This is a genomic window from Acinetobacter sp. 231_lipA (assembly GCF_058243005.1).
In genome coordinates this window covers 3,643,233-3,667,552 of record NZ_JBZAYU010000001.1, presented here as the reverse complement: position 1 = coordinate 3,667,552, position 24,320 = coordinate 3,643,233, and the positions used below count along the sequence as shown (strand labels likewise).

At 41.7% G+C, this 24,320-nt stretch carries 23 protein-coding genes; 8 read left to right on the top strand and 15 right to left on the bottom strand.

Features of this window, described 5'->3' with window-relative positions:
* Positions 1-57: 57 nt before the first annotated feature.
* Entirely contained in the window at positions 58-459 is a 402-nt protein-coding gene (locus AC4CUX_RS18065; protein ID WP_004696625.1) for a hypothetical protein, read from the bottom strand.
* 226 nt (positions 460-685) lie between these two features.
* Between AC4CUX_RS18065 and pyrG the strand changes: the two genes are divergently transcribed.
* The 6 genes from pyrG to rodA all read left to right on the top strand — a co-directional run bounded on the left by pyrG (position 686) and on the right by rodA (position 6,903).
* Positions 686-2,326, top strand: a complete 1,641-nt coding sequence (pyrG, locus tag AC4CUX_RS18060; protein ID WP_490792592.1) for a CTP synthase — start codon at positions 686-688, stop codon at positions 2,324-2,326.
* Between the two features lie 31 nt (positions 2,327-2,357).
* Complete coding sequence (gene kdsA, locus AC4CUX_RS18055; RefSeq protein WP_005401052.1) at positions 2,358-3,215, top strand: 3-deoxy-8-phosphooctulonate synthase; 858 nt, start codon at positions 2,358-2,360, stop codon at positions 3,213-3,215.
* Between the two features lie 60 nt (positions 3,216-3,275).
* Positions 3,276-4,565: a phosphopyruvate hydratase gene (gene eno / locus AC4CUX_RS18050; RefSeq protein ID WP_490792591.1), complete on the top strand. Its 1,290-nt coding sequence runs from the start codon at positions 3,276-3,278 to the stop codon at positions 4,563-4,565.
* Between the two features lie 7 nt (positions 4,566-4,572).
* Positions 4,573-4,974 (top strand): septum formation initiator family protein, encoded by a 402-nt coding sequence (locus AC4CUX_RS18045; RefSeq protein ID WP_010326966.1) that lies wholly within the window; start codon positions 4,573-4,575, stop codon positions 4,972-4,974.
* Entirely contained in the window at positions 4,943-5,653 is a 711-nt protein-coding gene (gene ispD / locus AC4CUX_RS18040; RefSeq protein WP_490792590.1) for a 2-C-methyl-D-erythritol 4-phosphate cytidylyltransferase, read from the top strand. Before AC4CUX_RS18045 ends, ispD begins: the two co-directional genes overlap by 32 nt.
* A gap of 113 nt (positions 5,654-5,766) precedes the next feature.
* Positions 5,767-6,903 (top strand): rod shape-determining protein RodA, encoded by a 1,137-nt coding sequence (rodA, locus tag AC4CUX_RS18035; RefSeq protein ID WP_004696637.1) that lies wholly within the window; start codon positions 5,767-5,769, stop codon positions 6,901-6,903.
* An 81-nt stretch (positions 6,904-6,984) separates the two neighbouring features.
* Here rodA and AC4CUX_RS18030 read toward each other — a convergent pair whose 3' ends face one another.
* From AC4CUX_RS18030 to betI, 6 genes are all read right to left on the bottom strand, one after another.
* A complete protein-coding gene (locus tag AC4CUX_RS18030; RefSeq protein ID WP_490792589.1) occupies positions 6,985-7,470 on the bottom strand; it encodes a hypothetical protein in 486 nt (161 codons plus the stop codon).
* A gap of 56 nt (positions 7,471-7,526) precedes the next feature.
* Complete coding sequence (locus AC4CUX_RS18025) at positions 7,527-8,801, bottom strand: MFS transporter (protein WP_490792588.1); 1,275 nt, start codon at positions 8,799-8,801, stop codon at positions 7,527-7,529.
* Between the two features lie 73 nt (positions 8,802-8,874).
* On the bottom strand, positions 8,875-10,509 hold the full coding sequence (mqo, locus tag AC4CUX_RS18020; protein WP_236770011.1) for a malate dehydrogenase (quinone): 1,635 nt from the start codon (positions 10,507-10,509) through the stop codon (positions 8,875-8,877).
* Between the two features lie 496 nt (positions 10,510-11,005).
* Positions 11,006-12,670 carry a choline dehydrogenase gene (betA, locus tag AC4CUX_RS18015; protein ID WP_348959670.1) on the bottom strand — a complete coding sequence of 555 codons (1,665 nt, stop codon included), beginning with the start codon at positions 12,668-12,670 and terminating at the stop codon, positions 11,006-11,008.
* Between the two features lie 120 nt (positions 12,671-12,790).
* Positions 12,791-14,263 carry a betaine-aldehyde dehydrogenase gene (gene betB, locus AC4CUX_RS18010; RefSeq protein WP_348959669.1) on the bottom strand — a complete coding sequence of 491 codons (1,473 nt, stop codon included), beginning with the start codon at positions 14,261-14,263 and terminating at the stop codon, positions 12,791-12,793.
* Positions 14,256-14,882 carry a transcriptional regulator BetI gene (betI, locus tag AC4CUX_RS18005; RefSeq protein WP_151836128.1) on the bottom strand — a complete coding sequence of 209 codons (627 nt, stop codon included), beginning with the start codon at positions 14,880-14,882 and terminating at the stop codon, positions 14,256-14,258. The genes betB and betI overlap by 8 nt, the downstream gene beginning before the upstream one ends.
* 547 nt (positions 14,883-15,429) lie before the next feature.
* Between betI and AC4CUX_RS18000 the strand changes: the two genes are divergently transcribed.
* Both AC4CUX_RS18000 and AC4CUX_RS17995 read left to right on the top strand, forming a co-directional pair.
* A complete protein-coding gene (locus AC4CUX_RS18000; protein WP_067767122.1) occupies positions 15,430-17,490 on the top strand; it encodes a choline transporter in 2,061 nt (686 codons plus the stop codon).
* Positions 17,491-17,502: 12 nt separating this feature from the next.
* Positions 17,503-18,117 carry a MarC family protein gene (locus AC4CUX_RS17995; protein WP_004981851.1) on the top strand — a complete coding sequence of 205 codons (615 nt, stop codon included), beginning with the start codon at positions 17,503-17,505 and terminating at the stop codon, positions 18,115-18,117.
* A gap of 54 nt (positions 18,118-18,171) precedes the next feature.
* Here AC4CUX_RS17995 and AC4CUX_RS17990 read toward each other — a convergent pair whose 3' ends face one another.
* From AC4CUX_RS17990 to AC4CUX_RS17955, 8 genes are all read right to left on the bottom strand, one after another.
* Positions 18,172-18,474 (bottom strand): cyd operon YbgE family protein, encoded by a 303-nt coding sequence (locus AC4CUX_RS17990; protein WP_004696655.1) that lies wholly within the window; start codon positions 18,472-18,474, stop codon positions 18,172-18,174.
* A 3-nt stretch (positions 18,475-18,477) separates the two neighbouring features.
* Positions 18,478-18,579, bottom strand: a complete 102-nt coding sequence (gene cydX / locus AC4CUX_RS17985; RefSeq protein ID WP_002120988.1) for a cytochrome bd-I oxidase subunit CydX — start codon at positions 18,577-18,579, stop codon at positions 18,478-18,480.
* Between the two features lie 24 nt (positions 18,580-18,603).
* Positions 18,604-19,749, bottom strand: coding sequence for a cytochrome d ubiquinol oxidase subunit II (gene cydB, locus AC4CUX_RS17980; protein WP_004981849.1), 1,146 nt, complete (start codon positions 19,747-19,749; stop codon positions 18,604-18,606).
* Positions 19,746-21,326 carry a cytochrome ubiquinol oxidase subunit I gene (locus AC4CUX_RS17975; protein WP_004696658.1) on the bottom strand — a complete coding sequence of 527 codons (1,581 nt, stop codon included), beginning with the start codon at positions 21,324-21,326 and terminating at the stop codon, positions 19,746-19,748. Before AC4CUX_RS17975 ends, cydB begins: the two co-directional genes overlap by 4 nt.
* Entirely contained in the window at positions 21,326-21,517 is a 192-nt protein-coding gene (gene cydP / locus AC4CUX_RS17970; protein WP_004696660.1) for a cytochrome oxidase putative small subunit CydP, read from the bottom strand. The genes AC4CUX_RS17975 and cydP overlap by 1 nt, the downstream gene beginning before the upstream one ends.
* Positions 21,518-22,220: 703 nt before the next feature.
* A complete protein-coding gene (locus AC4CUX_RS17965) occupies positions 22,221-22,838 on the bottom strand; it encodes an OB-fold-containig protein (RefSeq protein WP_010326962.1) in 618 nt (205 codons plus the stop codon).
* 18 nt (positions 22,839-22,856) lie between these two features.
* Complete coding sequence (locus tag AC4CUX_RS17960; protein WP_005401066.1) at positions 22,857-23,168, bottom strand: Rieske (2Fe-2S) protein; 312 nt, start codon at positions 23,166-23,168, stop codon at positions 22,857-22,859.
* Positions 23,169-23,182: 14 nt separating this feature from the next.
* Positions 23,183-24,187: an adenosine kinase gene (locus AC4CUX_RS17955; RefSeq protein WP_005401067.1), complete on the bottom strand. Its 1,005-nt coding sequence runs from the start codon at positions 24,185-24,187 to the stop codon at positions 23,183-23,185.
* Positions 24,188-24,320 lie beyond the last annotated feature (133 nt).

The window sequence follows — 24,320 nt, the reverse complement described above, 5'->3', positions numbered from 1 at the left end:
AGCAATAAAAAAACCCGAGATCAATCGGGTTTTTTTTAATCATCTAAATAGTGATGATTAGTTTTCTAAAGCTGGTGTTGCTGCTGCAATTGCTGCTGCAACGGCATCGTCTTCAGTTTGTGTATTTGGGTTTGTATTACTTGGACGTGCTTGCGTTGGTTTTTCTTCAGCTTTTGGTGCTTCTGCTTTAGGTGCAGGCTGAGCTGCTGGAGCAGGTGCTGGCGTTTCACGACGGATTTCGGTAGTTGTATTCGGCGTTTCTTCGCGAATCACTTCAACTTGCGCTGGAATCTCCGGCTCAGACGCTGCTAAAGGTTGCAGTTCAACAGTTTGTTGTTGCTCTGTAGTGACGACTTCAACTTGTTCTTGTTCATCTTCTTTAGGCGCTTCTTTCTTTACACATGCTGTTAATAGTAAGCCTGCTGCAATGGCGCCACAAATTAAAAGTTTTTTATTCATAATTACATAAAATCGAGTGTTTGAAGGATGGTGCCATTATAACAGCAAAATGCAAGATGAAAATCCTATGAACTTAGCTTAATTTTATCTGCCAAATGCTGATAGAATATCCAATTGTTTATTGTTCTATGAATTGATGCGGATTGACTTTGCTTTATTGGTACAAGGTAAAGTAAAATTGCGCAACATTGCAGGCCGAATTAGGCTCGATTGTACGAGAAACCCAATGACCCATTTTATTTTCGTGACTGGTGGTGTAGTTTCATCACTAGGTAAAGGTATTTCAGCTGCTTCAGTTGCTGCGCTTTTAGAAGCCCGTGGATTAAAAGTAACCATGGTAAAAATGGATCCATACATTAATGTCGATCCAGGGACTATGAGCCCGTTCCAACATGGTGAAGTTTTTGTCACAGAGGATGGTGCAGAAACCGATTTAGACTTGGGTTATTACGAACGTTTCTTGCGTCGTGCGAAAATGACCAAGTTAAATAACTTTACTTCTGGTCGCGTATACCAAGACGTTTTAAATAAAGAACGCCGTGGTGACTACCTTGGTGGAACTGTTCAAGTTATTCCACATATTACAGACAACATCAAAGAACGTGTACTTCGCGCAGGCGAAGGTTATGATGTTGCGATTGTTGAAATTGGCGGCACAGTAGGTGACATCGAATCTCTCCCATTCATGGAATCTGTACGTCAACTTATGGTTGAACTAGGTCATAAGCGCACAATGCTTATGCACTTGACTTTGCTTCCATATATCAAATCTGCGGCAGAGTTGAAAACTAAACCAACTCAGCACTCGGTAAAAGAATTGTTATCTATTGGTATTCAGCCTGACATTTTAATTTGTCGTACTGAATATGATGTTGATGCAGACACGACCCGTAAAATTGCCTTGTTCACAAACGTTGAAGCACGTGCAGTTGTGGTGTGTAAAGATGCGCGCAGCATTTACCAAATTCCGCGTACATTCTATGAACAAAATGTTGACGACTTAATCTGTGAACGTTTTGGTTTCAATGACTTGCCTGAAGCTGATTTAACAGATTGGGACAATGTTGTAGAAGCACTACTAAACCCTGAATACACTGTACGTGTTGCAATGGTTGGTAAGTATGTTGAACTTCCAGATGCGTATAAGTCTGTAAATGAAGCACTTTTACATGCGGGCATTCAGAATCGCGTTAAAGTTCAAATTGACTATGTCAATGCTGAAGAACTTGAAAACCAAGATGTCAATGAAGTATTGAAAGATATGGATGCAATCTTGGTACCGGGCGGTTTTGGTGAACGTGGTACTGAAGGGAAAATGCAAGCGATTAAATTCGCACGTGAAAACGGTGTTCCATTCTTGGGTATTTGTTTAGGTATGCAGTTGGCTGTGATCGAATATGCACGTAATGTCGTGGGTATTAGTGACGCGAGTTCGACTGAATTCAACCGTTCGACGAAGTCTCCATTGATTGGTCTAATCACTGAATGGTTAGATGAACGTGGTGAAGTGCAACAGCGTAATGTTGACTCTGATCTTGGTGGTACGATGCGTTTGGGTGCTCAAAAATCAGAATTGGTTGAAGGCACTAAAACACGTGAAGTGTATGGTTCAGCAGATATTATTGAACGTCACCGTCACCGTTATGAGATGAATAACCGTTTTATTCCAGCGCTTGAAGAAGCTGGTATGAAAATTTCGGGCTATTCACCTGTACAGCACTTAGTAGAAACAGTTGAAATTCCTCAACATCCTTGGTTTATTGCTGTACAATTCCACCCGGAATTTACAAGTTCACCACGTGATGGACACCCATTATTTGCTAGTTTTATTGATGCTGCGAAAGCACAGTACAAAAAAGCGAAGTAATTTGGGTTAAGCAATAAACTAGGAAGTTTAAATGTCACAATTAAAACCACAAGAAATTGTACGTTTAGGCGATATACAAATGGCAAACCACTTGCCATTTGTACTATTCGGCGGCATGAACGTACTTGAGTCTAAAGATTTGGCTTTTGAAATTGCAGAGACTTATGTCGATATCTGCAAGCGTTTGGAGATTCCTTACGTATTTAAAGCCAGTTTTGATAAGGCCAACCGTTCAAGCTTGAACTCGTTTCGAGGGCCGGGCCTAGAAAAAGGGATTGAGTGGTTAGCTGACATTAAAAAACATTTTAATGTACCCATTATTACTGATGTACATGAACCTTACCAAGCTGCACCTGTAGCGGAAGTTGCGGATATTATTCAACTTCCTGCTTTCCTAAGTCGTCAGACTGATTTGGTTGAAGCGATGGCAAAAACCGATGCCATCATTAACATCAAAAAAGCACAATTCCTTGCACCGCATGAAATGCGCCATATTTTGCATAAGTGTTTAGAGGCTGGGAATGACAAGCTCATTATTTGTGAACGTGGTTCGGCATTTGGTTACAACAATTTGGTTGTAGACATGTTGGGCTTTGACATCATGAAAGAAATGAATGTCCCTGTGTTCTTTGATGTGACCCATGCGCTTCAAACTCCGGGTGGTCGTGCGGATTCTGCGGGCGGTCGTCGTGCGCAAATCACGACACTTGCTCGCGCGGGAATGGCAACAGGTTTAGCAGGTCTATTCTTAGAAGCGCATCCAGACCCAGAAAAAGCCAAGTGTGATGGGCCATGCGCACTGCGTATGTCTCAGCTTGAGCCTTTCTTGGCACAGCTAAAAGAATTGGACACCTTGGTTAAAGGTTTCAAAAAGCTAGATACACACTAAATTATAAACTCATTGATGCCATCTAAAGCATCTCGTTATTAATCAACTGAGGAATTGTTCATGAGCCAAATCGTTGACATTCGTGCACGTGAAATTTTGGACTCTCGTGGTAACCCAACCATCGAAGCAGACGTAATCTTAGCATCTGGCGTAGTTGGCCGTGCATGTGCACCATCTGGTGCTTCAACTGGTTCTCGTGAAGCTTTAGAACTTCGTGATGGCGACAAAGCACGCTATTTGGGTAAAGGTGTTAAAACTGCGGTTAACAACGTAAACACGATTATCCGTGATGCTTTAGTGGGCAAGTCAGTATTTGAACAAAAAGACATCGATAACACGATGATCGAACTTGATGGTACTGAAAACAAAGAAAAATTGGGTGCGAATGCAACTTTAGCGGTATCACTAGCTGCTGCACGTGCTGCTGCCGATGAAAAGAAAATTCCTCTATTTCAATACATCGCAGACTTACGCGGTCAAACCATTTTGACTATGCCTGTACCAATGATGAACATCATCAATGGTGGTTCGCATGCAGACAACAATGTAGATATTCAAGAGTTCATGATTGAGCCTGTGGGCTTCAATTCATTCTCTGAAGCATTACGTGCAGGTGCTGAAATCTTCCATTCTCTAAAATCAGTTTTAAACAAAAAGGGTTTAAATACTGCTGTAGGTGATGAAGGTGGTTTTGCACCGAACTTGCGTTCAAACGAAGAAGCAATCACAGTTATTCTTGAAGCGATTGGTCAAACTGGCTACAAAGCGGGTTCTGATATTATGCTTGCGCTTGACTGTGCATCTTCAGAATTTTACAAAAATGGTCAATACATCCTTGCAGGTGAAGGCAATAAAGCATTCACAAGCAACCAGTTCTCTGATTATTTAGCAGGCCTTGTCAACCAATATCCAATTATCTCAATTGAAGATGGTTTGGATGAGTCGGATTGGGAAGGTTGGTCTTACTTGACATCTATCCTTGGCGACAAAATCCAGTTGGTGGGTGATGACTTGTTCGTTACAAACCCGAAAATCCTTCAACGTGGTATTAATGAGAAAGTAGGTAACTCTATCTTAATCAAGTACAACCAAATTGGTACGTTGACTGAAACTCTAGATGCAATCTATCTTGCGAAAGAAAATGGTTACTCTACAGTGATTTCACACCGTTCTGGCGAAACTGAAGATTCAACGATTGCGGATCTTGCGGTAGGTACTGCTGCTGGTCAAATCAAGACAGGTTCACTTTGCCGTTCTGACCGTGTAGCGAAATACAACCAATTGCTTCGTATTGAAGAATTGACAAATGCTGCTTACCGCGGTAAAGCTGAGTTTAAAGGTTTAAACTAAGCGACTGATGTCAATGTTCAATGTATTCGACTCGTTGATGAGTAAAGTACTACTAGGCCTTGCGATCATTTTGATCGCAGGGTTTCAGTATTTATACTGGTTTGGTGAGGGTGGTTATCAAGACCATTTACAACTCACACAAAAAATCCAACAACAAACTGAAATTAATAACGACTTAAAAGAACGTAATCGTGTCTTGGCGGCAGAAGTGTATGATTTGAAAAATGGTATTGAAGCCATTGAAGAGCATGCGCGCTTGGACTTAGGTTTAATCAAACCTCGAGAAACGTTTATTCAAATGAGTACCATCAGTACTCAATATAAGCCTGTTTATATTGATCCTAACGCCCAAATTGATTTGCGAACCAATGAAGACGATGAGCCTGAAACCCCTCCAGCTACCCCATAAATTGTGGGCTATTATTCCTGCTGCTGGCTCGGGTAGTCGCTTTTCTAAAACTGAACTAAAACAATATCAAATGATTGGACAAAAGACCGTACTTGAACATACGGTTTTACGTCTTAATCAATTGCCCTTGCAGGGCTATGTTTTGGCGATTGGTTCAGATGATGATGTCGCTCAAAGTTTGCCTTTTACCAACATGGAAAAAGCACATTTTTGTGAAGGTGGTGCTGAGCGTGTAGACTCAGTGCTTAATGCGCTCAATTATCTTTCCACAATCGCTGATGCGGATGACTGGGTCTTTGTGCATGATGCTGCACGTCCATGTGTAACGCGGGATTGTTTATTAAAACTGATTGGTACTGCTATTCAGTCCAATACAGGGGCAATTTTAGCTATCCCTGTTAGAGATACTTTAAAGCGTGTGATCTCAGCGCAAGATATTCAAGAAACCGTTGACCGTTCACAGCTTTGGCAGGCGCAAACTCCGCAGATTGCTAAACTGGGGGTACTGAAGAAAGCAATTGAGCATGCACTAGAGGTACAAGCCTTAATTACTGATGAAGCCAGTGCTTTAGAGTTTGTTGGTGAAAAGGTTCAAGTCGTACAAGGGCGCTCCGATAATATTAAAATTACCTATCCAGATGACCTTGAGCTTGCGCGCCTGATTTTGGCGGCACAATAAAAATTATTTAGATTTATTGAGCTAAAACTACAGAAATATGGGTTTGAATGATGTTATCTAAAACACTTTGAACTTATAATTTGCCCTGTCTTTAGCTCATTCAATTTACGCAAATGATACCATCACAGCAGTATCGTTTTTTACGTCAGTCTTTACGTGACGGTAGAAGCATTAAACATGACTCATCTCGCTGGGCTAAATTACATTTAGATCCATGGCTTTTATGCTTTCTGATTTTAAATGCCGTGTTGGGATTGTTGGTCATTTATAGTGCTTCAGCGCAAGATATGGGTATGGTGTTTCGCCAAGCCACAAGCTTTGCTGTGGGCTTCATTGTGATGATTATCTGTGCGCAAATCCCACCCAAAGTCTATCAGGCTATTAGTCCTTATTTTTTCATCTTTGCTGTGATTTTAATGGTATTGGTCTTGGTGGTGGGCGAAACCCGCATGGGAGCTAGACGTTGGATTAGTCTACCCGGTATTGGTAGTATGCAGCCTTCTGAGTTTATGAAGTTTGCCATGCCTTTGATGATGGCATGGTACTTTGCAGGTCGTGCATTCCCGCCTAAGTTTATGCATATTGTGATTTCGTTGGGCATTATGATGCTGCCGTTTTTATTGGCAGCTTTACAGCCCGACTTAAACCTAGGTCTCTTGATTCCTGGTGTGTGCGTCATTTTCCTCAGCGGTATTTCTTGGCGGCTTATTGCTTTGGCCTGTGGTGCGTTAGCTGTTGTCGCTCCCTTACTTTGGATGTTCTTTTTGCAAGAGTACCAAAAAAAGCGAGTGCTCACTTTATTTGACCCAGAGTCAGATGCATTGGGTGCCGGTTGGAATATTATCCAATCCAAAATTGCCATTGGTTCAGGTGGCTTAATGGGGAAGGGTTTCACAGAAGGCACACAGTCACATTTAGGGTATTTACCTGAGCACCATACCGACTTCATTATGTCAACGTATGCGGAAGAGTTTGGCTTTATTGGGGTATTCTTACTGTTTAGTTTGTTTGCGGCCATTATCATTCGTTGTTTGATTATTGGTATGAACAGCTTCCATAATTTTGGGCGTTTATATGCGGGTGCTGTGGGTTTAACGTTCTTTTTCTTTGTATTGTTAAACTCGGGGATGGTGAGCGGGATTTTACCTGTAACAGGTGATCCATTGCCACTGATGAGTTATGGTGGAACCGCGGTGATTACCATGCTGGCCAGCATGGGAATTGTGATGTCAATTCATACTCATCGCTAAAGTTTAAAAGAATCAAGCCAGCGGTATTGCTGGCTTTTTTGTGTTTAAAATAAGAGGAAAACTCTAACGTTTTTTTGATCTTTATAAAGCACCATATTGTTGCCATGTTTCGCCTGTATGCAGGCTGTCATAATAGTTTTGCAGAGTGTTCAAGTCATGGTATTGCGTATAGGCCAGTACTAAAAGCCCAAAAATTAAAGCTCCCTTCAATAGATTTAAACGAGAATGTTGCTGTGAAAAATAGCCTAAGCTAAGTAAGGTGAGTATGACTGAGGGAAGAATGGCAATACTTTCAGGCTGAGAAAGAAACATCCAATGATTGAGATAAACCAGACTTAAAATGAGTCCAATCAATCCCATGTAGCTATAGATCTTTTTATTTGCAGATGTTTTAAAAACATTAATGGTTTGAAATATTAAAATCAGACTACTGAAAAGGTACGCGCTTTTTCCACCAATAATCACATTATAGATTGCATTGAATAGGCAATAAGCCAACAACACGGATAGTACGAAAGCATAGAGTTTGACATAGAGTGTGTGTGAAAAGGGGAGAATTTGTTTCATAATTTGCTCTATTGAAAACTCACATCGTATTAAAAGAGGATTTGAAGCTTAACATGCTATTCGCTTCTTGCGGCGGTGGCATGTTTTTGTTGTGTTGTAGATGGTTTGAATAAATGTCGCGTACGAGTAGAACTTAGACCACAGATCATTAAACACAGCGTCCCGCCAATAAGTGCTGCTGGCACTACCGAAAAATAGCGCGTCATCAGGCTTGTGTGTAGGGCGCCGAGTTGATTGCCTGAAGTCACTAAGATGCCATTTAAAGCGGCTACACGTCCTAATAGTGCTTTTGGGGGGAGTTGCTGTAATAAAGTTTGTCGAATGATCATGCTGATACTATCAAAGGCACCGATCAAAACAAGGAAGAAGACTGAGAGCCAAGCATAGGAGGATAATGCAAAGGCTAAAGTGCATAAAGCAATTGCAAAACTACTATAGAGCATGTTTCTCCATGCATTTTGCATCGGAGAATAACAGGTCAACATCAACATCATGATACAGGCGCCAATGGCTGGTGCTGCTCTGAGTATACCTAAGCCTTCAACGCCTAGATGAAGGATATCGTGTGCAAAAATAGGCAGTAAGATAATGACACTACAAAAAAGCATGGCGCTGAGATCCAGCAACATACTCCAAAACATCAGTGGATGTTTAAAAATAAACAAATAGGCTTCTTTCAAACTTTTGCTTAAATGTTGTTTATGCGTGCTAGGGAAGTCACGAGCGCTTAATCCGAATAAGCAGATGCTACCCACGCAACACAAGAAAAAAACAATCAAGAGGGTTTTTTCAAGCCCAAGTTGGCCGAGTAAAAGCCCTGCGCATAAGGGTGCTAAAATACCGCCCATTTGCCAAATGAGCGCGGTCCATGTGGCTGCATTGCTATAGGCTGACTCGGGGGTTAGAAAAGGGCGTAATGAATTAAAAGATGGGCTGTAAATGCCTCTAAGTATGCCTAAGCAAAAGATGAGGCTATAAATGCCGCATAAAAGTGTATTTTGTTGAATGTGCTGTTGTTGGTACTGAGAAAAAAGAACAATAAATAATAATGGAATTAAAGTGCTACAGCTAAAACTCCACTGCACAATTTTTTGTCGGTTATAGCGGTCAGCCCAGTCGCCACTAATCAGGGAGAGGCAAATAAAGGGAAGTAACTCAATTAATGCAATCATGCCAAGGCTGAGTGGGTTCTGAGTGAGTTGGTAGACGCTATAGGCAATGACGACTTCTTGAATCATGATGGCTAGAATTAAGCACAACTGATTGACACTCAGAAGTGAAAAATCACGTGAACGAAAAGCCAAAAAAGCGTCGGAATGGAAAAGCGACATAAACAGAATAGTTTCAAATATGAATTAAAAAAAGGATGGTGCAAAGTCCATCCTTTTTAGGGTTTAAAGCAGATTACTGTGCTTTTGCTACCGCAATAGTTTCGTCATTTGCAGCCTTAGCCATAGGTGTATATTTCAAACCTAGTGTTGTGCTGGTGTACTGGCGAACTTGGTCAAGAAGAACAGGATTAGTGCTGAGTTCTTGTTGATACGATTTTACAATTTCATGTAATTTCGGATTCCATTTACCTTCTACGTGTTGTGGGAATGCTTTCTCAAGCAAGCTCAACATAATATAAGGAGAAGTTGAAGCACCTGGTGAAGCACCTAATAGGGCAGTCACAGCACCGTCTTGTGACGCAAAAATCTCGGTACCAAATTGCAAGCTTGCAGGTTTACCTGGTTCTTTCTTAATGATTTGAACACGTTGACCACCTTGATTCATGCGCCAGTCTTCTGGTTTTGCATCAGGGTAATATTTTTTCAACTCATTAAAACGGTCAGCATCGGTCATCATGACTTGGCTAACTAAGTATTTCACCAAATCAAGATTTTCCATACCCACAGCAGTCATTGGTAAAACGTTGTTCTTCGTGGTTGATTTCAATAAATCAAGCTGAGAACCTTGTTTTAAGAACTTATTTGAATAAGTCGCAAATGGACCAAACAACACATATTTTTTACCGTCGATATAACGTGTATCAATATGTGGAACAGACATTGGGGGTGCGCCTAATTCAGCACGACCATAAACTTTTGCAGTATGACCTTCAGTGACTTTCGGGTTGTCGGTCATTAAGAACACGCCACCTACAGGGAAGCCAGCATATTGCTTCGCTTCTGGTAAGCCTGTCATTTGTAAAAGTTTAACCGCTGCACCGCCTGCACCAATGAAGACAAAGCGCGTTTTCACGTGATCTGTTTTACCTGTAGTGAGGTTTTTAAATGCAACGGTCCACGTTTTATCATCGTTTTGGCTAATGCCAGTCACTTCAGTCGATGTTTGTAGTTTGAAGTTAGATTGTTTTTTAAGGTGATCGACCAATTGAGTGGTGATCGAACCATAGTTCACATCCGAACCGACATCCATGCGTGTTGCGGCTACTTTTTGTGCAGCATCACGGCCATTCATTACCAATGGCGCCCATTGTTTAATTTCAGCAGGATTCTCAGAGAATTTCATGCCATAGAACATTGGGTTTTTAACCATTGCAGCGTAACGTTTTTCGAGGAAATTCACGTTATCGCCCCAAACGAAGGCAATGTGCGGTACAGGATTGATAAAGCTATTTGGTTGACCCAAAACGCCTTCTTTCACCTGATAAGACCAGAACTGTTTTGCAACTTCAAATTGTTCCGCAACGTTCACAGCTTTAGAAATGTCCATTTTTCCATCTTTTTCAGAGGTATAGTTCATTTCCATAAAGCCAGAGTGGCCTGTACCAGCATTGTTGAAGCCGTTTGAGCTTTCTTGTGCAACATTGTCTAGGCGTTCATACATGCGAATTTGCCAGTTTGGCTCAAGCTCGCTTAGATATGTGCCTAAAGTTGCACTCATGATCCCACCGCCGACTAAGACTGCGTCAACAACAGGCTCATTGCTGGTGGTTTGGATTTTTTTAGACGTGATGGGTCTAAATAAGAAAATTACGACTGCAATAATAAGCAGTACGATCAATACCAAAAGGTATTTTAAAAATTTGTTCATGCGATTATGACCTTGGGGAGCAGGTTTTGGATCGCTTTATAGCGAATAGAATAAAAATAAGAAGAATGATAGAGCTGCTTATAAATGATCAGCTTGGTATAGTTGAAGTAATACTTAAAAGCTGAAAAGCGCACAAAAAATATAACTTTTGAGCCTATCACACAGTTCTGATTTATGAATATTTTAGACTAAATATGTATTGACTTAGTAATTTTTATTGTAAATGGGTTGGGTTGAACTATAAATATGAGTGATGTGTAAGATTAATCATTGTTTTTATTGGTGTTTATTTTTGTTAGGATTTGATAATTAAGATAATGATGTTGAATATATATACAGGCATTCAATATTTTAAAAGCTAAAATGAATAAATTGGATGCTAATAGAAATAGCACTGTCTGTACAAAACTCAGCATTGTTGTTTAAGAAAAAATGAATAATCACCTGACCTTATTATTTTAAAGATAATTAAAGTCAGGCGCTGAGCTATTAAAAATTATTCAGTTTCAGCTTGATAAAAAGGTGCATGAGAGCGAGGTAGGGCTGGGCGGCCACGGATTTGATCCGCGATTTTTTCAGCCATCATAATAGTGGTTGCATTTAAGTTACCTGTGATAATCAGCGGCATAATCGATGCATCCACCACACGTAAATTTTGCAGGCCATGCACACGACCTTGTCCATCAACTACCGCCATATCATCTTCACCCATTTTACAACTACAGGATGGATGATAAGCCGTTTCGGCGTGATTGCGTACAAATTCGTCTAATTCAGCATCGCTACTCACATCTTTTCCGGGACTGATTTCTTCGCCACGGTAAGGATCAAGCGCAGGTTGTTGCATGATTTCACGAGTAATACGGATGGCATCACGAAATTCCTGCCAGTCTTGTTCTGTCGACATGTAGTTAAATAAAATACTTGGATGATCGAAAGGGTTTTTAGATGTCACCTGTACTCGACCGCGTGAAGGTGAGCGCATCGAACCGACATGGGCTTGGAAGCCATGCTCTTTGACGGCATTGCTGCCATTATAGTTAATCGCAACAGGCAAGAAGTGGTATTGAATATTTGGCCAAGCAAACTCTTTAGATGATCGAATAAAGCCACCTGCTTCAAACTGGTTGCTTGCTCCAATCCCTGTTCCGTTAAACAACCACTCTGCACCAATCACAGGTTGATTTTGCCATTTTAAAGCAGGGTAGAGAGAAACAGGTTGCTTGCACTTATATTGTAAGTACATTTCTAAATGGTCTTGTAGGTTTTCACCGACACCCGGTAAGTCATGCACGACTGGAATGTCGAGAGATTGAAGTAAAGTGCTTGAACCCACACCTGAACGTTGCAAAATTTGCGGTGATGCAATTGCCCCTGCACAAAGTAGAACTTCCTTATTGGCATAGACCTGAAGCAAGTTGTTTTGATTAGCACCTTGAATATATTCAACACCAATGGCTTGTTTGCCACTAAACAAAATTTGATTGGTCATGGCGTGGGTAATAATGCTTAGATTCGCGCGACCTTTGGCCATATCCAAATAGCCACGTGCGGTGCTTGAACGTCGACCCTTAGGGGTTACGGTTCGATCCATTGGGCCGAAACCTTCTTGTTGATAACCATTTAAGTCATCAGTGCGTGGATAGCCTGCTTGCACACCAGCTTCAACCATGGCGTGGAATAAAACATTGTTGTTTGCTTTAGGCGTGGCGACAGAAACAGGGCCAGCATCGCCATGATAGTCATTGCCACCGAGATCACGGGTTTCTGCTTTTTTGTAGTAAGGCAGACAGTCCGCATAGCTCCAGTCTTCAAGGCCTTTCAAGCTAGCCCATTGTTCGAAGTCCATGGCATTTCCACGGATATAACACATGCCATTAATTAGGGATGAGCCGCCTAAGCCTTTGCCGCGACCACATTCCATGCGGCGGTTATTCATATGAGGTTCTGGGTCGGTTAAATACGCCCAGTTATAACGACGCCCTTGCAAGGGATAGGCTAAGGCAGCAGGCATCTGGGTACGGAAGTCGAGACGATAATCAGGTCCGCCTGCTTCGAGTAACAGTACCGAAACATCTGGGTCTTCGGTTAATCGAGCAGCCAGTACATTACCTGCTGAGCCTGCGCCAATAATAATATAATCGTAGTGTTGAGAATGCATAATGATCCTTTTTCTATGGCAGGGCCACGTTGCATGAGAACGTGGCCACATGTTGAGTTGAGGATGAAAAAAAGAATAAATAAAAAGGAAGTAAGGATTTAGATGGCTAAAATTCAGACTTTAAAAAATACTTTGGTATGCGCCCAGTTCAACTTGAACTGATTTGATGCGGGTATAGTGTTCAAGTGTGGTGATACCATTTTCACGTCCGACCCCTGACTGTTTATAACCACCTACAGGCATTTCAGCAGGGGATTCGCCCCATGTATTGATCCAGCAAATCCCTGCCTCAAGTTGATGAATAATGCGATGCGCTTGGGAAATATCTTGTGTGACCACACCTGCGGCTAAACCATAACTGGTGTTGTTGGCACGTTGAATGGCTTCTTCAATATTGTCATAGCTTAAAATGCTCATCACCGGACCAAAGATTTCATCTTGCACAATGTGCATGTTGTCATGACAGTCGGTGAACACGGTCGGTAATACATATGCACCGTGAGCAAGTGCTGCTTCGGTGGCACGTTGTCCACCAATCAATAAGGTCGCACCTTGTTGTTTGCCCGACTCAATATAAGACAAGACTTTTTCCATATGGGGAAAGCTGACTAAAGGTCCAAAGTTGGTTTCAGCCTGCATAGGGTCACCTATGCGGATACGTTTTACACGCTCAATCACTGCTTGTTCAAATGCAGCCTTGAGGGTTTGTGGTACAAACACACGGGTGCCATTGGTACATACTTGACCTGAGCTAAAGAAGTTCGCCATTACTGCGATATCTGCTGCGCGGTCAAGGTTGGCATCGGCACAAATAATCAGAGGTGATTTGCCACCGAGCTCCATGGTGACTTCTTTGAGACTAGAAGCCGCAGCACTGGCCATGACCTTTTTACCCGTTGCCACACCACCTGTGAACGAAATTTTTTGGATATCTGGGTGTTCAGTCAACCATTGACCCACTTCAGCACCAAAACCTTGTACCACGTTGAAAACACCAGCAGGTACGCCTGCTTCAGTGTAGATCTCTGCCAACTTTAAGGCGGTAAGAGGGGTCACTTCGCTGGGTTTAAAAATCATGGCATTCCCCGCAGCGAGGGCAGGAGCTGATTTCCAAAGTGCAATTTGGATGGGATAATTCCAAGCGCCAATGCCTGCCACCACACCTAAAGGTTCACGGCGCGTGTAGAAAAAACTACTTTCACGTAGTGGCACTTGTTCACCTTGAATGGCAGTTGCAAGTCCTGCGTAGTACTCTAAAACGTCTGCACCAGTGACAATATCGACGGTAGAGGTTTCACTGAACGCTTTACCTGTATCCAGTGTTTCTAGGCGTGCTAATTCGTCATTACGAGCGCGTAAAATATCGACTGCACGACGTAAAATACGGGCACGTTCGACCGCTGTTTTGGCAGCCCATTCACGCTGTCCTTGTACAGCACTGTGTACGGCTGAATCGACATCAGCTTTAGAGGCTTGCTGAATAGTGGCAATGACCTGACCTGTAGCAGGATTGATACTGTCAAAGGTTTGACCACTGGTAGCACTGAAATATTGTCCGTGAATATAAAGCGAGTGAAGCTGTACATTATTCATTTTGTTGTTCCTGCCGTATCTGTTGAATTAAGCGAAGTTGCATATCGACATAGTCGTATGCAATAGAACGTGCCAAATCACGATCAAATGCTTGATGACCACTTAAACTTCCACGTAACCATAAGCCATCAATCAGTGCTGCTAGCCCTTTAGCGGCTTGGCTTGCTTGGGCCTTTGGCATGAGCTGCAAGAAATGAAACTTCAAATTTGAATAAAGACGTTGGTCATTAATTCGTTGCAGTCGACCTAAGTCGGGTAGGTGCATACTGGCAGACCAAAAATCCAGCCAAACCCGCATAGCAGTGTTGTTGACCTGACTGATGTCAAAGTTTGCATCAATAATGGCTTTGAGCAAATGTTCTGGACTGGGCTGCGCCACCTTTGCTTTATAGCTCGCCGTGGTTTCAGCTAAGACATTGAGCATTTGACGCATGCAACTGTGAATAAGGCCTTGTTTATCACCAAAATAATGACTCACAATGCCCGTAGAAAGCTGTGCTTTTTTCGCAATTTGAGCAATGGTGGTGTTGGATAAGCCCACTTCATAAATGACTGCATAGGCAGCATTAATGATTTCTTCACGGCGCTCATGCTCAGGTTTTACTCTACGTTTATTCATGACAATCCAGAACAATTTGCCTTAAATTTAAAGGCGTTAGATTCAATAACTTACATGGAAAGCATCATAGCATTTTTTTTATGATACTTTTTATTGATTGAACGTTCAATCAATAAAAAGTACACTTATGGTTAAATTCAAAGCAAAATACTGCTAAATTGCTTTGAGTATTCAACATAACTTTTTATTTATCAAAAGGATGTGCCATAAGGGTTTAATTGCAGAACATCATTCAGAAAAGTGAGCTGATGAGCTATGGGCTTACGGTTTTATACTTTTTTCGAGTTGAGAAAGCTCTTATAGTCATGTTGAAGGGAGATATGTGTAGGATTCCTATCGAGATATCGATGAACAAGGGTGGCTCACATTTTAAAACTGTGTAGCAAATGCACCTCATAAATGATTTAGACCTTCAGGTTTAAAGAAGATAGCATTTTTATTCCTGATAAAAATACTGTCGTTTTCGTTAGTCGATTTTTAAGCTCTCGACCACGAGAAGTTTAAAAATTGGCTTTTGTCTTTTTTTATTTACTTTCTTGAGGATTGTATGGCGACAGATAATCCAAGAGCAGTTGATGATCAAACATTAGCGCCTAAAGACCGTTTAAATGGTGTGGTCTTTTATATTTCAGCTCTCATTATTTTAATTTTTTCTATTACCACCATTTTGTTTAATGACTTTGCTAATCGGACCTTAAATACAGTCTTGGCGTGGGTGAGTTCAACTTTTAGTTGGTATTACTTACTCGCAGCGACCTTGTATATGGTCTTTGTCATTTTTATTGCCTGTTCTCGCTATGGCAACATCAAATTAGGCCCCAAACATTCCAAGCCTGAATTTAGCCTTTTAAGTTGGTCTGCAATGTTATTCTCAGCTGGGATCGGCATCGATTTGATGTTTTTCTCGGTAGCGGAACCTTTATCCCACTATATGCATCCACCCGTGGGTGAGGGGCAGACCCTAGAGGCTGCACGTCAAGGCATGGTGTGGACGCTGTTTCACTATGGATTAACGGGATGGTGTATGTATGCCTTGATTGGCATGGCATTGGGATATTTTAGTTATCGCTATAACTTACCACTGACTATTCGCTCTGCTTTATATCCGATCTTTGGCAATAAGATTCATGGGCCGATCGGTCATAGTGTTGATACCGCTGCGGTCATTGGGACTATTTTTGGTATTGCGACAACCTGCGGGATTGGGGTAGTACAGCTGAACTATGGCTTACATGTGTTGTTCGATTTACCTGAAAACCTCTGGATGCAAACCGCATTAATTGTGGTTGCGGTGGCAATGACCATTATTTCAGTGACTTCAGGGGTGAATAAGGGACTGCGAGTTCTCTCCGAGATCAATATTTATGTTTCTGTCGGGTTGATGCTATTTATTTTGTTTTTAGGCAATACCGAATTTTTACTGAATGCTTTTGTGCAAAATATTGGGGATTACATTAACCGTTTTCCAAGTATGACTTTGGAAAGTTTTGCTTTTCAACAACCAAAAGAATGGATGAACAGTTGGACATTGTTCTTTTGGGCATGGTGGGTGGCTTGGTCACCATTTGTAGGTTTGTTTTTAGCACGGATTTCACGTGGTCGAACCATCCGTGAGTTTGTTAGCGGAACGCTCATTATTCCTTTATTTTTCACACTCACGTGGTTATCAATATTTGGAAATAGTGCACTACATAGTGTGATTTTTGATGGTAATTTAGCCCTTGCACAGAGTGTGATTGCCAACCCAGCACATGGTTTTTATGACTTGCTAGCACAGTATCCATGGTTTCCGTTTATTGCAGGTGTAGCCACAATTACGGGCTTATTGTTTTATGTGACCTCAGCGGACTCTGGTGCACTGGTATTGGGTAATTTCACCACTCAATTTACCAATGTCGATCATGATGCACCGCGATGGTTGAGTGTATTCTGGGCCATAGCGATTGGTTTATTGACCCTTGCAATGTTGATGGCTAACGGGATTACGGCACTACAAAATGCCACGATTATTATGGGGTTGCCGTTTAGTTTTGTGATGTTCTTGGTGATGGCAGGTTTGTATAAATCACTGCGGTTAGAAGACTATCGACAAGCCAGTAGCAGTTTAAATGCTGCACCCGTGGTGGGCAATGTCGACATCCTCAACTGGAAAAAGCGTTTGTCCCGAGTCATGCACCATCCAGGAACAACTGATACTCGGCGTATGCTCGATGATATTTGCCGACCTGCGGTGATGGCCGTTGCAGAGGAAATGCAAAAACGAGGTATCGACATCAGTGTTCAAGAGAGTGCATTAGAAGAAGACCCAAATCTGTATCATTTAGATTTGATGATTCATTTGGAAGAAGAACAAAACTTTGTCTATCAAATTTGGCCAGTACGTTATATCGCGCCGACCTTTAGTGAACGTGGCAAACTGGGTAAACGCTTCTATTATCGTCTTGAAACTTATTTGTATGAAGGTTCTCAAGGCAACGACCTTGTTGGTTATACCAAAGAGCAAGTGATTAATGATGTGCTGGATCGTTATGAACGTCACATGACCTTCTTACATATCAATCGAATCAGTCCGGGGAATCGTCCCTTATTTCCAGACCCTCAAGGATAATTAGGAGGAACCATGTTGACCTCATATTTACATGCTTTTGCTTTGTTTTTCTCATTGCTGAATCCGTTTTTAATGAGTATTTACATGATTGGCATGATTCGGAACTCCGAAGCTAAAGTGTTTAATAAGGCCTTGATTCAGGGCTGTCTCATTGCCTTTATAGTATTTATGCTGTTTGCATGGGGCGGAGAAGCGATTTTTAGTAAATATTTAAATGTACGCTTTGAAGCCTTTCAAATATTTGGTGGTCTGATCTTCTTGGTGATTGGTTATCGTTACGTGTTTCAGGGGGCAGATACCATTGGTGAAATGCGTGGTGCGCCTGAGCATTTGGCAGGAACCATTGCGATGCCTTTTATGATTGGTCCAGGAACCATCAGTGCTGCTGTGGTTACAGGTATGGCACTGCCAATCAGTGGCGCGGCCATGATTATTTTCCTGACTTTGGCGTTGACCTGTGGCTTGATGATTTTAATGAAATTTGCGCATGACCATTTGCGTTACAAGCATGCCAAATATATTGACCGTTATGTTGATATTGTCGGGCGACTGTCGGCCTTACTGATTGGAACCATTGCGGTAGATATGATTATTAATGGCATTATTGGCGTCATGGCTGAAATGTAGAATCCACAAATAGCGGACCATAAAAAAGCCCTCAGTCAATGAGGGCTTTTTTATTTAACTGAAGAACCAAGTGTAATACCCCCAGATCATCAGTGGCCACGATAGAAACGGGCTAAACAGCCATTTCCAAATCCAGTGGCGTGGCACAAACCCGACGCCGTGGATAAAGCCACCTGAGATACCAATCATGATATACATCAGCGCACTGTGGCTATAGTGACCATTGTCATCCAACATAGCAGCAGGATGCACTAACAACACCGCTGCAAGTGGAAAGGCCAATAGGCAGGAAATTAGCATCGCAAATTTGTTCGGCTTTTTATCTACAGTTTGGTTTTCCATAGCAACGTCTGTCATGGTTTATTCCTCATCAAGGTCTTGATGATGTTCGATATACAAAGCACTGAGTACACCTGCAAAGCAAGCCATCAAAATGCCGAGAATCCATGCAAAATACCACATAATTTGATCTCCTTAGACACAGCCTTAGTAAAGGCTGTGTGAATTCTCTTTAATGTGTGTGTTGGTAATAACACCCCACATTTTGTAGTAACACCAAGTGGTATAGCACAAAATGAGTGGGACAAAGATACATGCCGCAACTGTCATCACAGTTAACGTCGTTTTACTTGAAACAGCATCCCACATGGTCAAGCTTGCAACAGGTTGAATGCTTGATGGCATTAAGAATGGGAACAGCGCAAAACCAGCAGTTAAAATTGCACCCACGACCGCTAAACTTGAACCTAAGAAGCTAAAGCCCGCTTTGTTTTTGCCTGCTGCAAGCACCACAATCAAACCACCCAAGATACCTGCGATAGGCGCAATCATGGTAATTGGGTAAGTCGAGTAGTTGTTCATCCAGCCATGGTTGGCATTGGTCAAGACTTCTTTTGCCAATGGGTTAGCAACACCGTTGGTGTCAAATGGAGTGACTAAGGTATAACCTTCGATTCCACCAAAGTACAACCAAGCACCAGCACCTAAGAAACAGATGAGATAAACAATGCCCATAAGTTTCGTTGCTTGTGCTGAGCGTCTGCGTAAGTCACCATCGGTACGAAGCATGAGCCATGCACCGCCGTGTGCACACAGCATTGATAAACTAACTAGGCCGCAGACTAAAGCAAATGGGTTGAGTAGAGCAAAGAAGCTCCCTGTATAAGTTGAACGGACAGTGTCATCTAAACTAAATGGCACGCCTAAGAACATGTTGCCAAATGCCACACCGAAGACCAGTGCAGGTACAGCACCACCGACTGCTAAACCCCAGTCCCATGACGTACGCCATTTGGTATTTTGTAGTTTAGAGCGGTAGTCAAAACCTACAGGTCGTAAGAATAGGGCAAACAGTACTAAAAGTAGCGCCCAATACATGCCTGAGAATGCTGTTGCATAAACCATTGGCCATGCGGCAAACAATGCGCCGCCAGCAGTAATGAACCAAACTTGGTTACCGTCCCAGTGCGGAGCAATAGTGTTGATGGCCGCACGGCGTTCTTCATCTGTTTTGCCCACAAATGGCATGATCGCCATAGAGCCCATATCGAAACCATCGGTGAGGGCAAAGCCAATCAGCAAGACGCCGACTAAAACCCACCAAATGATTTTGAGTAATTCATATTCGATCATGCTTGAGTCTCCTCATTACGAGCTGCTTCAAGTTTTTCAAAATGGTATTTACCAGTGTGAAGCGAACTTGGACCAAGACGTGAGAATTTGATCATTAAATACATTTCAATAATCAAAAGAACGGTATAGAACGCAGCTAAGGCAGCGATAGAACCCCACACATCACCTGTGCTTAAGCTCGATGCTGACAAGTGTGTAGGTAAAACTTCACCAATGGTCCACGGCTGACGACCTACTTCTGCAACATACCAACCTGTTTGTGCAGCAATCCATGGCAGAGGCAGAGCGAAAAGCGCAAACTTCAGTAACCATGGTTTGTTTTCTGCATTGCGTTTTGCCACAGCAAAGGTTGCTAAAGCAAATAACAACAGCATAAGGAAACCAGATACAACCATGGCACGGAATGCCCAGAATAAGCTTGGTACGTGCGGAATCGTGTCTTTTGCAGCAGATTTGATTTGATCTTCAGATGCATCAACTACATTTGGTGTGTATTTTTTCAGCAGTAAGCCATAGCCCAAGTCTTTTTGAGTTTCAGCAAAGGCAGCTTTTAGCTCTGGAGAAGTATCACCCGCGCGTAGTTTTTCCAGTTGTGAGTAAGCCACCATACCGTTACGAATACGATCTTCGTGTTGTACGATCAAATCTTTAATGCCTGTCACTTCTTTGTCTAAAGAACGTGTTGCAATAAGACCCATCACATATGGAATTTTCACTGCATAATCTGTGGTCATGGTTTCTTTATTTGGAATACCAAACAAAGTAAAGGGTGCCGGTGCAGGGTGAGTATCCCATTCTGCTTCAATGGCCGCGAGTTTAGTTTTCTGAACATCACCCAGTTCATAACCTGACTCATCGCCCAGTAAAATCACTGAAAGTGTTGAAGCTAAACCAAAAATTGCGGCAATGGCAAATGAACGGCGCGCAAACGGAATATCGCGTTTTTTCAGTAAGTAGTAGCTTGAAATAGCAAGGACGAAAATAGCGCCTGTCACATAACCCGCAGACACGGTATGTACAAATTTTACCTGCGCAACTGGGTTAAAAATGAGAGCACCAAAATCTACCAGTTCCATGCGCATGGTTTCATAGTTAAATACAGAACCGACAGGGTTTTGCATCCAACCATTTGCAACCAAAATCCATAAGGCAGACATATTAGAACCAAGTGCAACCAGCCATGTCACACATAAGTGCTGTACTTTGGATAAGCGATCCCATCCAAAGAAGAACAGACCGATGAATGTCGATTCTAAGAAGAATGCCATTAATCCTTCAATGGCTAATGGAGCACCGAAAATATCCCCCACATAGTGTGAGTAATATGCCCAGTTAGTCCCGAACTGGAACTCCATGGTTAAGCCAGTAGTGACCCCTAAAGCGAAGTTAATACCGAAGAGTTTCCCCCAAAACTTGGTCATGTCTTTATAAATTTCTTTACCTGAAATCACATAGGTGGTTTCCATAATGGCAAGAATAAAGGCAAGCCCCAGTGTAAGTGGAACAAAAATAAAGTGATACATCGCGGTCATAGCGAACTGGAACCGCGAAAGATCGACCACGCTTTCAGATATCATCAACGTGTCTCCTTGATTGGGGATGGATTGCCTGCAATACGCTCAGCAACTTGATTGTCAAAATTTTTAGGAATAGTCGGGGCGTCAAACCAGATGTTCTTAATGACCATTAAAATAATCACCTTAATGATTAAAATGGCCACAATCTCTCTGGTGACTTTTTGATTGAGATTTTTGGGGACTAAGCTCATTTCACAAAGCCTATTTTTTAACTTGCTTTATATTATTAAACAAAAACATACAAAAGATAAATAGTCTTTAAACTTAAATAAAAAATATATTATTAAGTCTTTTAAATACATATACTTAAAATAATGATGTGATGAAAAATAAACTAATATTTTTGTATTTTAAAGTTGACCAAATTACTTATGTTTATATTTAAATACCTGACTAAAATACTTGTATATATTTATTTTAAATCCGACTAAAATGCTTATATTTAACGTTTATCGTTATTTTATTGATAATTCGTCTTAAGATAATAAAAGTGATAGGGCTTTTAAATGATGGATTTTAACGGATATGAATCATGGATGATTTGATCTGTTGCATACATCACAAGGAAATTAGGAGTTGAAAATCGAATTAATATTTAAAAAGTCTTTTATTGTGTCATATAAGCTTGAAGGCAGAGACGGGGAGTAAAATTCTCATCCTGATCTTATTTTGCGCAAATATTTTTAAATTGTAGGAAGCTGGATTGTGAATGAAAGATTACTTTAAAAAGATTGAGCAAGAAGATGAGGCAAGGGTTCGATTTAAACAACGCGTTGTGAGGCGTTTGTTGGAGGCTGACGCTGTATCAAGATCTTGGCAGGGTTAGGCATGGTAAAGGATAAACTTGCTCATAAAGACGTACAGCCTTGAAATGGGATTAGATGGGGTGCTTGTTTAGCGCGTACTTTCGCCGCTAAAAAGTTGATTGGATTTTGAGATTTTCTTTGCTATGTAATGCGACTTTTTTAAACGAATGAGAATAATTTGTGACTGAAATTCAAGTTCACCAAACTCAGGTTCAACTTGCACATAGTGTAGCTGACCATATTCATCGCGAACGCGAGCTTGAGCCGAAAAACCAGGGCGTGCATTCCCGCTGGAGATGGTCGCCAGACGACCCAGTAAGTTGGTTTGTTTTTTATCTGGTCTGGGTTTAATAACTTGATCCAAACAGTGGATCATAAAAACGGTAAAGAAAATTGCAATAATCAGTGCGGGCAAAATCAGATAATAAGCCGAAGTAAACGCTTGTTCTTTGGCATAGATGCAGAACTGAAGGAAATAACCTGCAACACTAAAATTAAGTAAGAGAAAAACCACAATCAGCACTTTAGAAAACTTAACGTCCAGCAGTGGAGATTCAGTCAGTTTTTGTGGTGAGAGCCTTTTGAGAAAATGACTTGGGCGGGATTTAAAAAAGTAGCCTAAGGTTTCCACCATGCTGAGTATGACTAAAGTCAATAAGCTGAAATGAAAGAGCATCAAATCAGGGTGATGTAGCAACTCATACATGGTGAACGTCCAATTTCATTATTCTTCTGTGAGATTAATCCCACCGTCAGAATGCACGGTAATCGCTACTTTTTCAAGTGCTTCGCCTTGGCATGGGCCAGAAATGCATTCACCTGTTTCCACCATAAACAGCGCACCATGGGTCGAACATTCAATAAATTCTTGGTCGCGGTCTAAAAACTGGTTTTCCAAAAATTCAAGTTCAACTTGCAAATGTGGGCAAATGTTTTGGTAAGCAAAGAAGGCGCCGTCACGTTGGGTGATAAAAATCGTATCCCCTTTAGGTGTTTCAAAAGAACGCGCTTCGCGTTCTGGGATGTCTTCCGTCATGCAAATTTTTTGCATCATGCACATTCCTTTTGCAGTTGTTGGAACAATTCAGCGTAATCTGTCACAGCCAAACGAGGGCCAAACTGTGACACCACTTCACTTGAAATCAAAATTGCAAGTTGCGCAGCTGTATGTAAGCCTAAGCCCGCATTCACTGCATAAAGGAAGGCACCAGCAAAGGCATCACCGGCACCATTGGCATCAATAGCGTGTACTTTACGACCCGCGACATTAAATGTTTCCTGTGCATTTGAAATAAGTGCACCTTCAGCGGAAAGAGTAATCACCACATGCTGGCTCAGTGTTTTAAGTTTTGCTAAAGCCGCCTCAACAGTTTCAGTTTCAGTGTACATCATGGCTTCTTGCTGGTTACAGAACAATAAGTCCACACCATCCGCAATCATTTCATCTAGACCATGACGCGCGTATTGCACCATCGCAGGGTCAGATAGGGTTAATGCAATTTTAACACCATGGGCTTTGGCAATTTCACGAGCCTGCTTAACAGCTAAACGTGCGCTATCGCTGGTTGAAAGATAACCTTCGATATAGAGCCATTTCGCTGTTTTTAAGGGTTCAAAGTCAATCTGTTGTTCAGTTAACTCGGCCGTGATCCCCAAATAGGTATGCATAGTGCGTTCTGAGTCTTCACTGACTAAAACCATACACGTGCCTGTTACGCCTTCACTGATTGATTTATCAGTGTTTTTAATGCCTGCTTCGTGCAAACCGTTGAGGTAAGTTTGTCCTAGTTCATCATTGCCCACGCGGCATGCATAAAATGCTGAACCACCCAAGGCACTAAAAGCAACGGTAGTGTTGGCTGCTGAACCACCTGAAGCCTGACCTTTATAGTTTTGTGTTTCTTTTAATTTTTTATAAAGATCTGCTTGTGTTTCACCATCAGTTAACTGCATAGTGCCTTTTTGCAAATGTTGTTGAATAAGGAAGTCGTCAGAGACTTTAAATTCTTGGTCGATTAGTGCATTACCAATTGCAAAAAGATCAACAGTTGCCATGTCTTTTTTCGTCACGTATTGAAAATAAAGCGACATTTTACACCAATGCTCAAGATTGCTGTAGTTTGTTGAGGAAAATTCATTTTATTTACGTGGCAAATGTAGTGAAATGGCTTTGCTCATATTCAAGGAA

What these genes read in the sequence shown, in the direction of transcription:
- AC4CUX_RS18065 (WP_004696625.1), bottom strand. Translation starts at nt 459, where the DNA reads ATGAATAAAAAACTTTTAATTTGTGGCGCCATTGCAGCAGGCTTACTA.
- pyrG (WP_490792592.1), top strand. Translation starts at nt 686, where the DNA reads ATGACCCATTTTATTTTCGTGACTGGTGGTGTAGTTTCATCACTAGGT.
- kdsA (WP_005401052.1), top strand. Translation starts at nt 2,358, where the DNA reads ATGTCACAATTAAAACCACAAGAAATTGTACGTTTAGGCGATATACAA.
- eno (WP_490792591.1), top strand. Translation starts at nt 3,276, where the DNA reads ATGAGCCAAATCGTTGACATTCGTGCACGTGAAATTTTGGACTCTCGT.
- AC4CUX_RS18045 (WP_010326966.1), top strand. Translation starts at nt 4,573, where the DNA reads ATGTCAATGTTCAATGTATTCGACTCGTTGATGAGTAAAGTACTACTA.
- ispD (WP_490792590.1), top strand. Translation starts at nt 4,943, where the DNA reads ATGAGCCTGAAACCCCTCCAGCTACCCCATAAATTGTGGGCTATTATT.
- rodA (WP_004696637.1), top strand. Translation starts at nt 5,767, where the DNA reads ATGATACCATCACAGCAGTATCGTTTTTTACGTCAGTCTTTACGTGAC.
- AC4CUX_RS18030 (WP_490792589.1), bottom strand. Translation starts at nt 7,470, where the DNA reads ATGAAACAAATTCTCCCCTTTTCACACACACTCTATGTCAAACTCTAT.
- AC4CUX_RS18025 (WP_490792588.1), bottom strand. Translation starts at nt 8,801, where the DNA reads ATGTCGCTTTTCCATTCCGACGCTTTTTTGGCTTTTCGTTCACGTGAT.
- mqo (WP_236770011.1), bottom strand. Translation starts at nt 10,509, where the DNA reads ATGAACAAATTTTTAAAATACCTTTTGGTATTGATCGTACTGCTTATT.
- betA (WP_348959670.1), bottom strand. Translation starts at nt 12,670, where the DNA reads ATGCATTCTCAACACTACGATTATATTATTATTGGCGCAGGCTCAGCA.
- betB (WP_348959669.1), bottom strand. Translation starts at nt 14,263, where the DNA reads ATGAATAATGTACAGCTTCACTCGCTTTATATTCACGGACAATATTTC.
- betI (WP_151836128.1), bottom strand. Translation starts at nt 14,882, where the DNA reads ATGAATAAACGTAGAGTAAAACCTGAGCATGAGCGCCGTGAAGAAATC.
- AC4CUX_RS18000 (WP_067767122.1), top strand. Translation starts at nt 15,430, where the DNA reads ATGGCGACAGATAATCCAAGAGCAGTTGATGATCAAACATTAGCGCCT.
- AC4CUX_RS17995 (WP_004981851.1), top strand. Translation starts at nt 17,503, where the DNA reads ATGTTGACCTCATATTTACATGCTTTTGCTTTGTTTTTCTCATTGCTG.
- AC4CUX_RS17990 (WP_004696655.1), bottom strand. Translation starts at nt 18,474, where the DNA reads ATGACAGACGTTGCTATGGAAAACCAAACTGTAGATAAAAAGCCGAAC.
- cydX (WP_002120988.1), bottom strand. Translation starts at nt 18,579, where the DNA reads ATGTGGTATTTTGCATGGATTCTCGGCATTTTGATGGCTTGCTTTGCA.
- cydB (WP_004981849.1), bottom strand. Translation starts at nt 19,749, where the DNA reads ATGATCGAATATGAATTACTCAAAATCATTTGGTGGGTTTTAGTCGGC.
- AC4CUX_RS17975 (WP_004696658.1), bottom strand. Translation starts at nt 21,326, where the DNA reads ATGATATCTGAAAGCGTGGTCGATCTTTCGCGGTTCCAGTTCGCTATG.
- cydP (WP_004696660.1), bottom strand. Translation starts at nt 21,517, where the DNA reads ATGAGCTTAGTCCCCAAAAATCTCAATCAAAAAGTCACCAGAGAGATT.
- AC4CUX_RS17965 (WP_010326962.1), bottom strand. Translation starts at nt 22,838, where the DNA reads ATGTATGAGTTGCTACATCACCCTGATTTGATGCTCTTTCATTTCAGC.
- AC4CUX_RS17960 (WP_005401066.1), bottom strand. Translation starts at nt 23,168, where the DNA reads ATGACGGAAGACATCCCAGAACGCGAAGCGCGTTCTTTTGAAACACCT.
- AC4CUX_RS17955 (WP_005401067.1), bottom strand. Translation starts at nt 24,187, where the DNA reads ATGGCAACTGTTGATCTTTTTGCAATTGGTAATGCACTAATCGACCAA.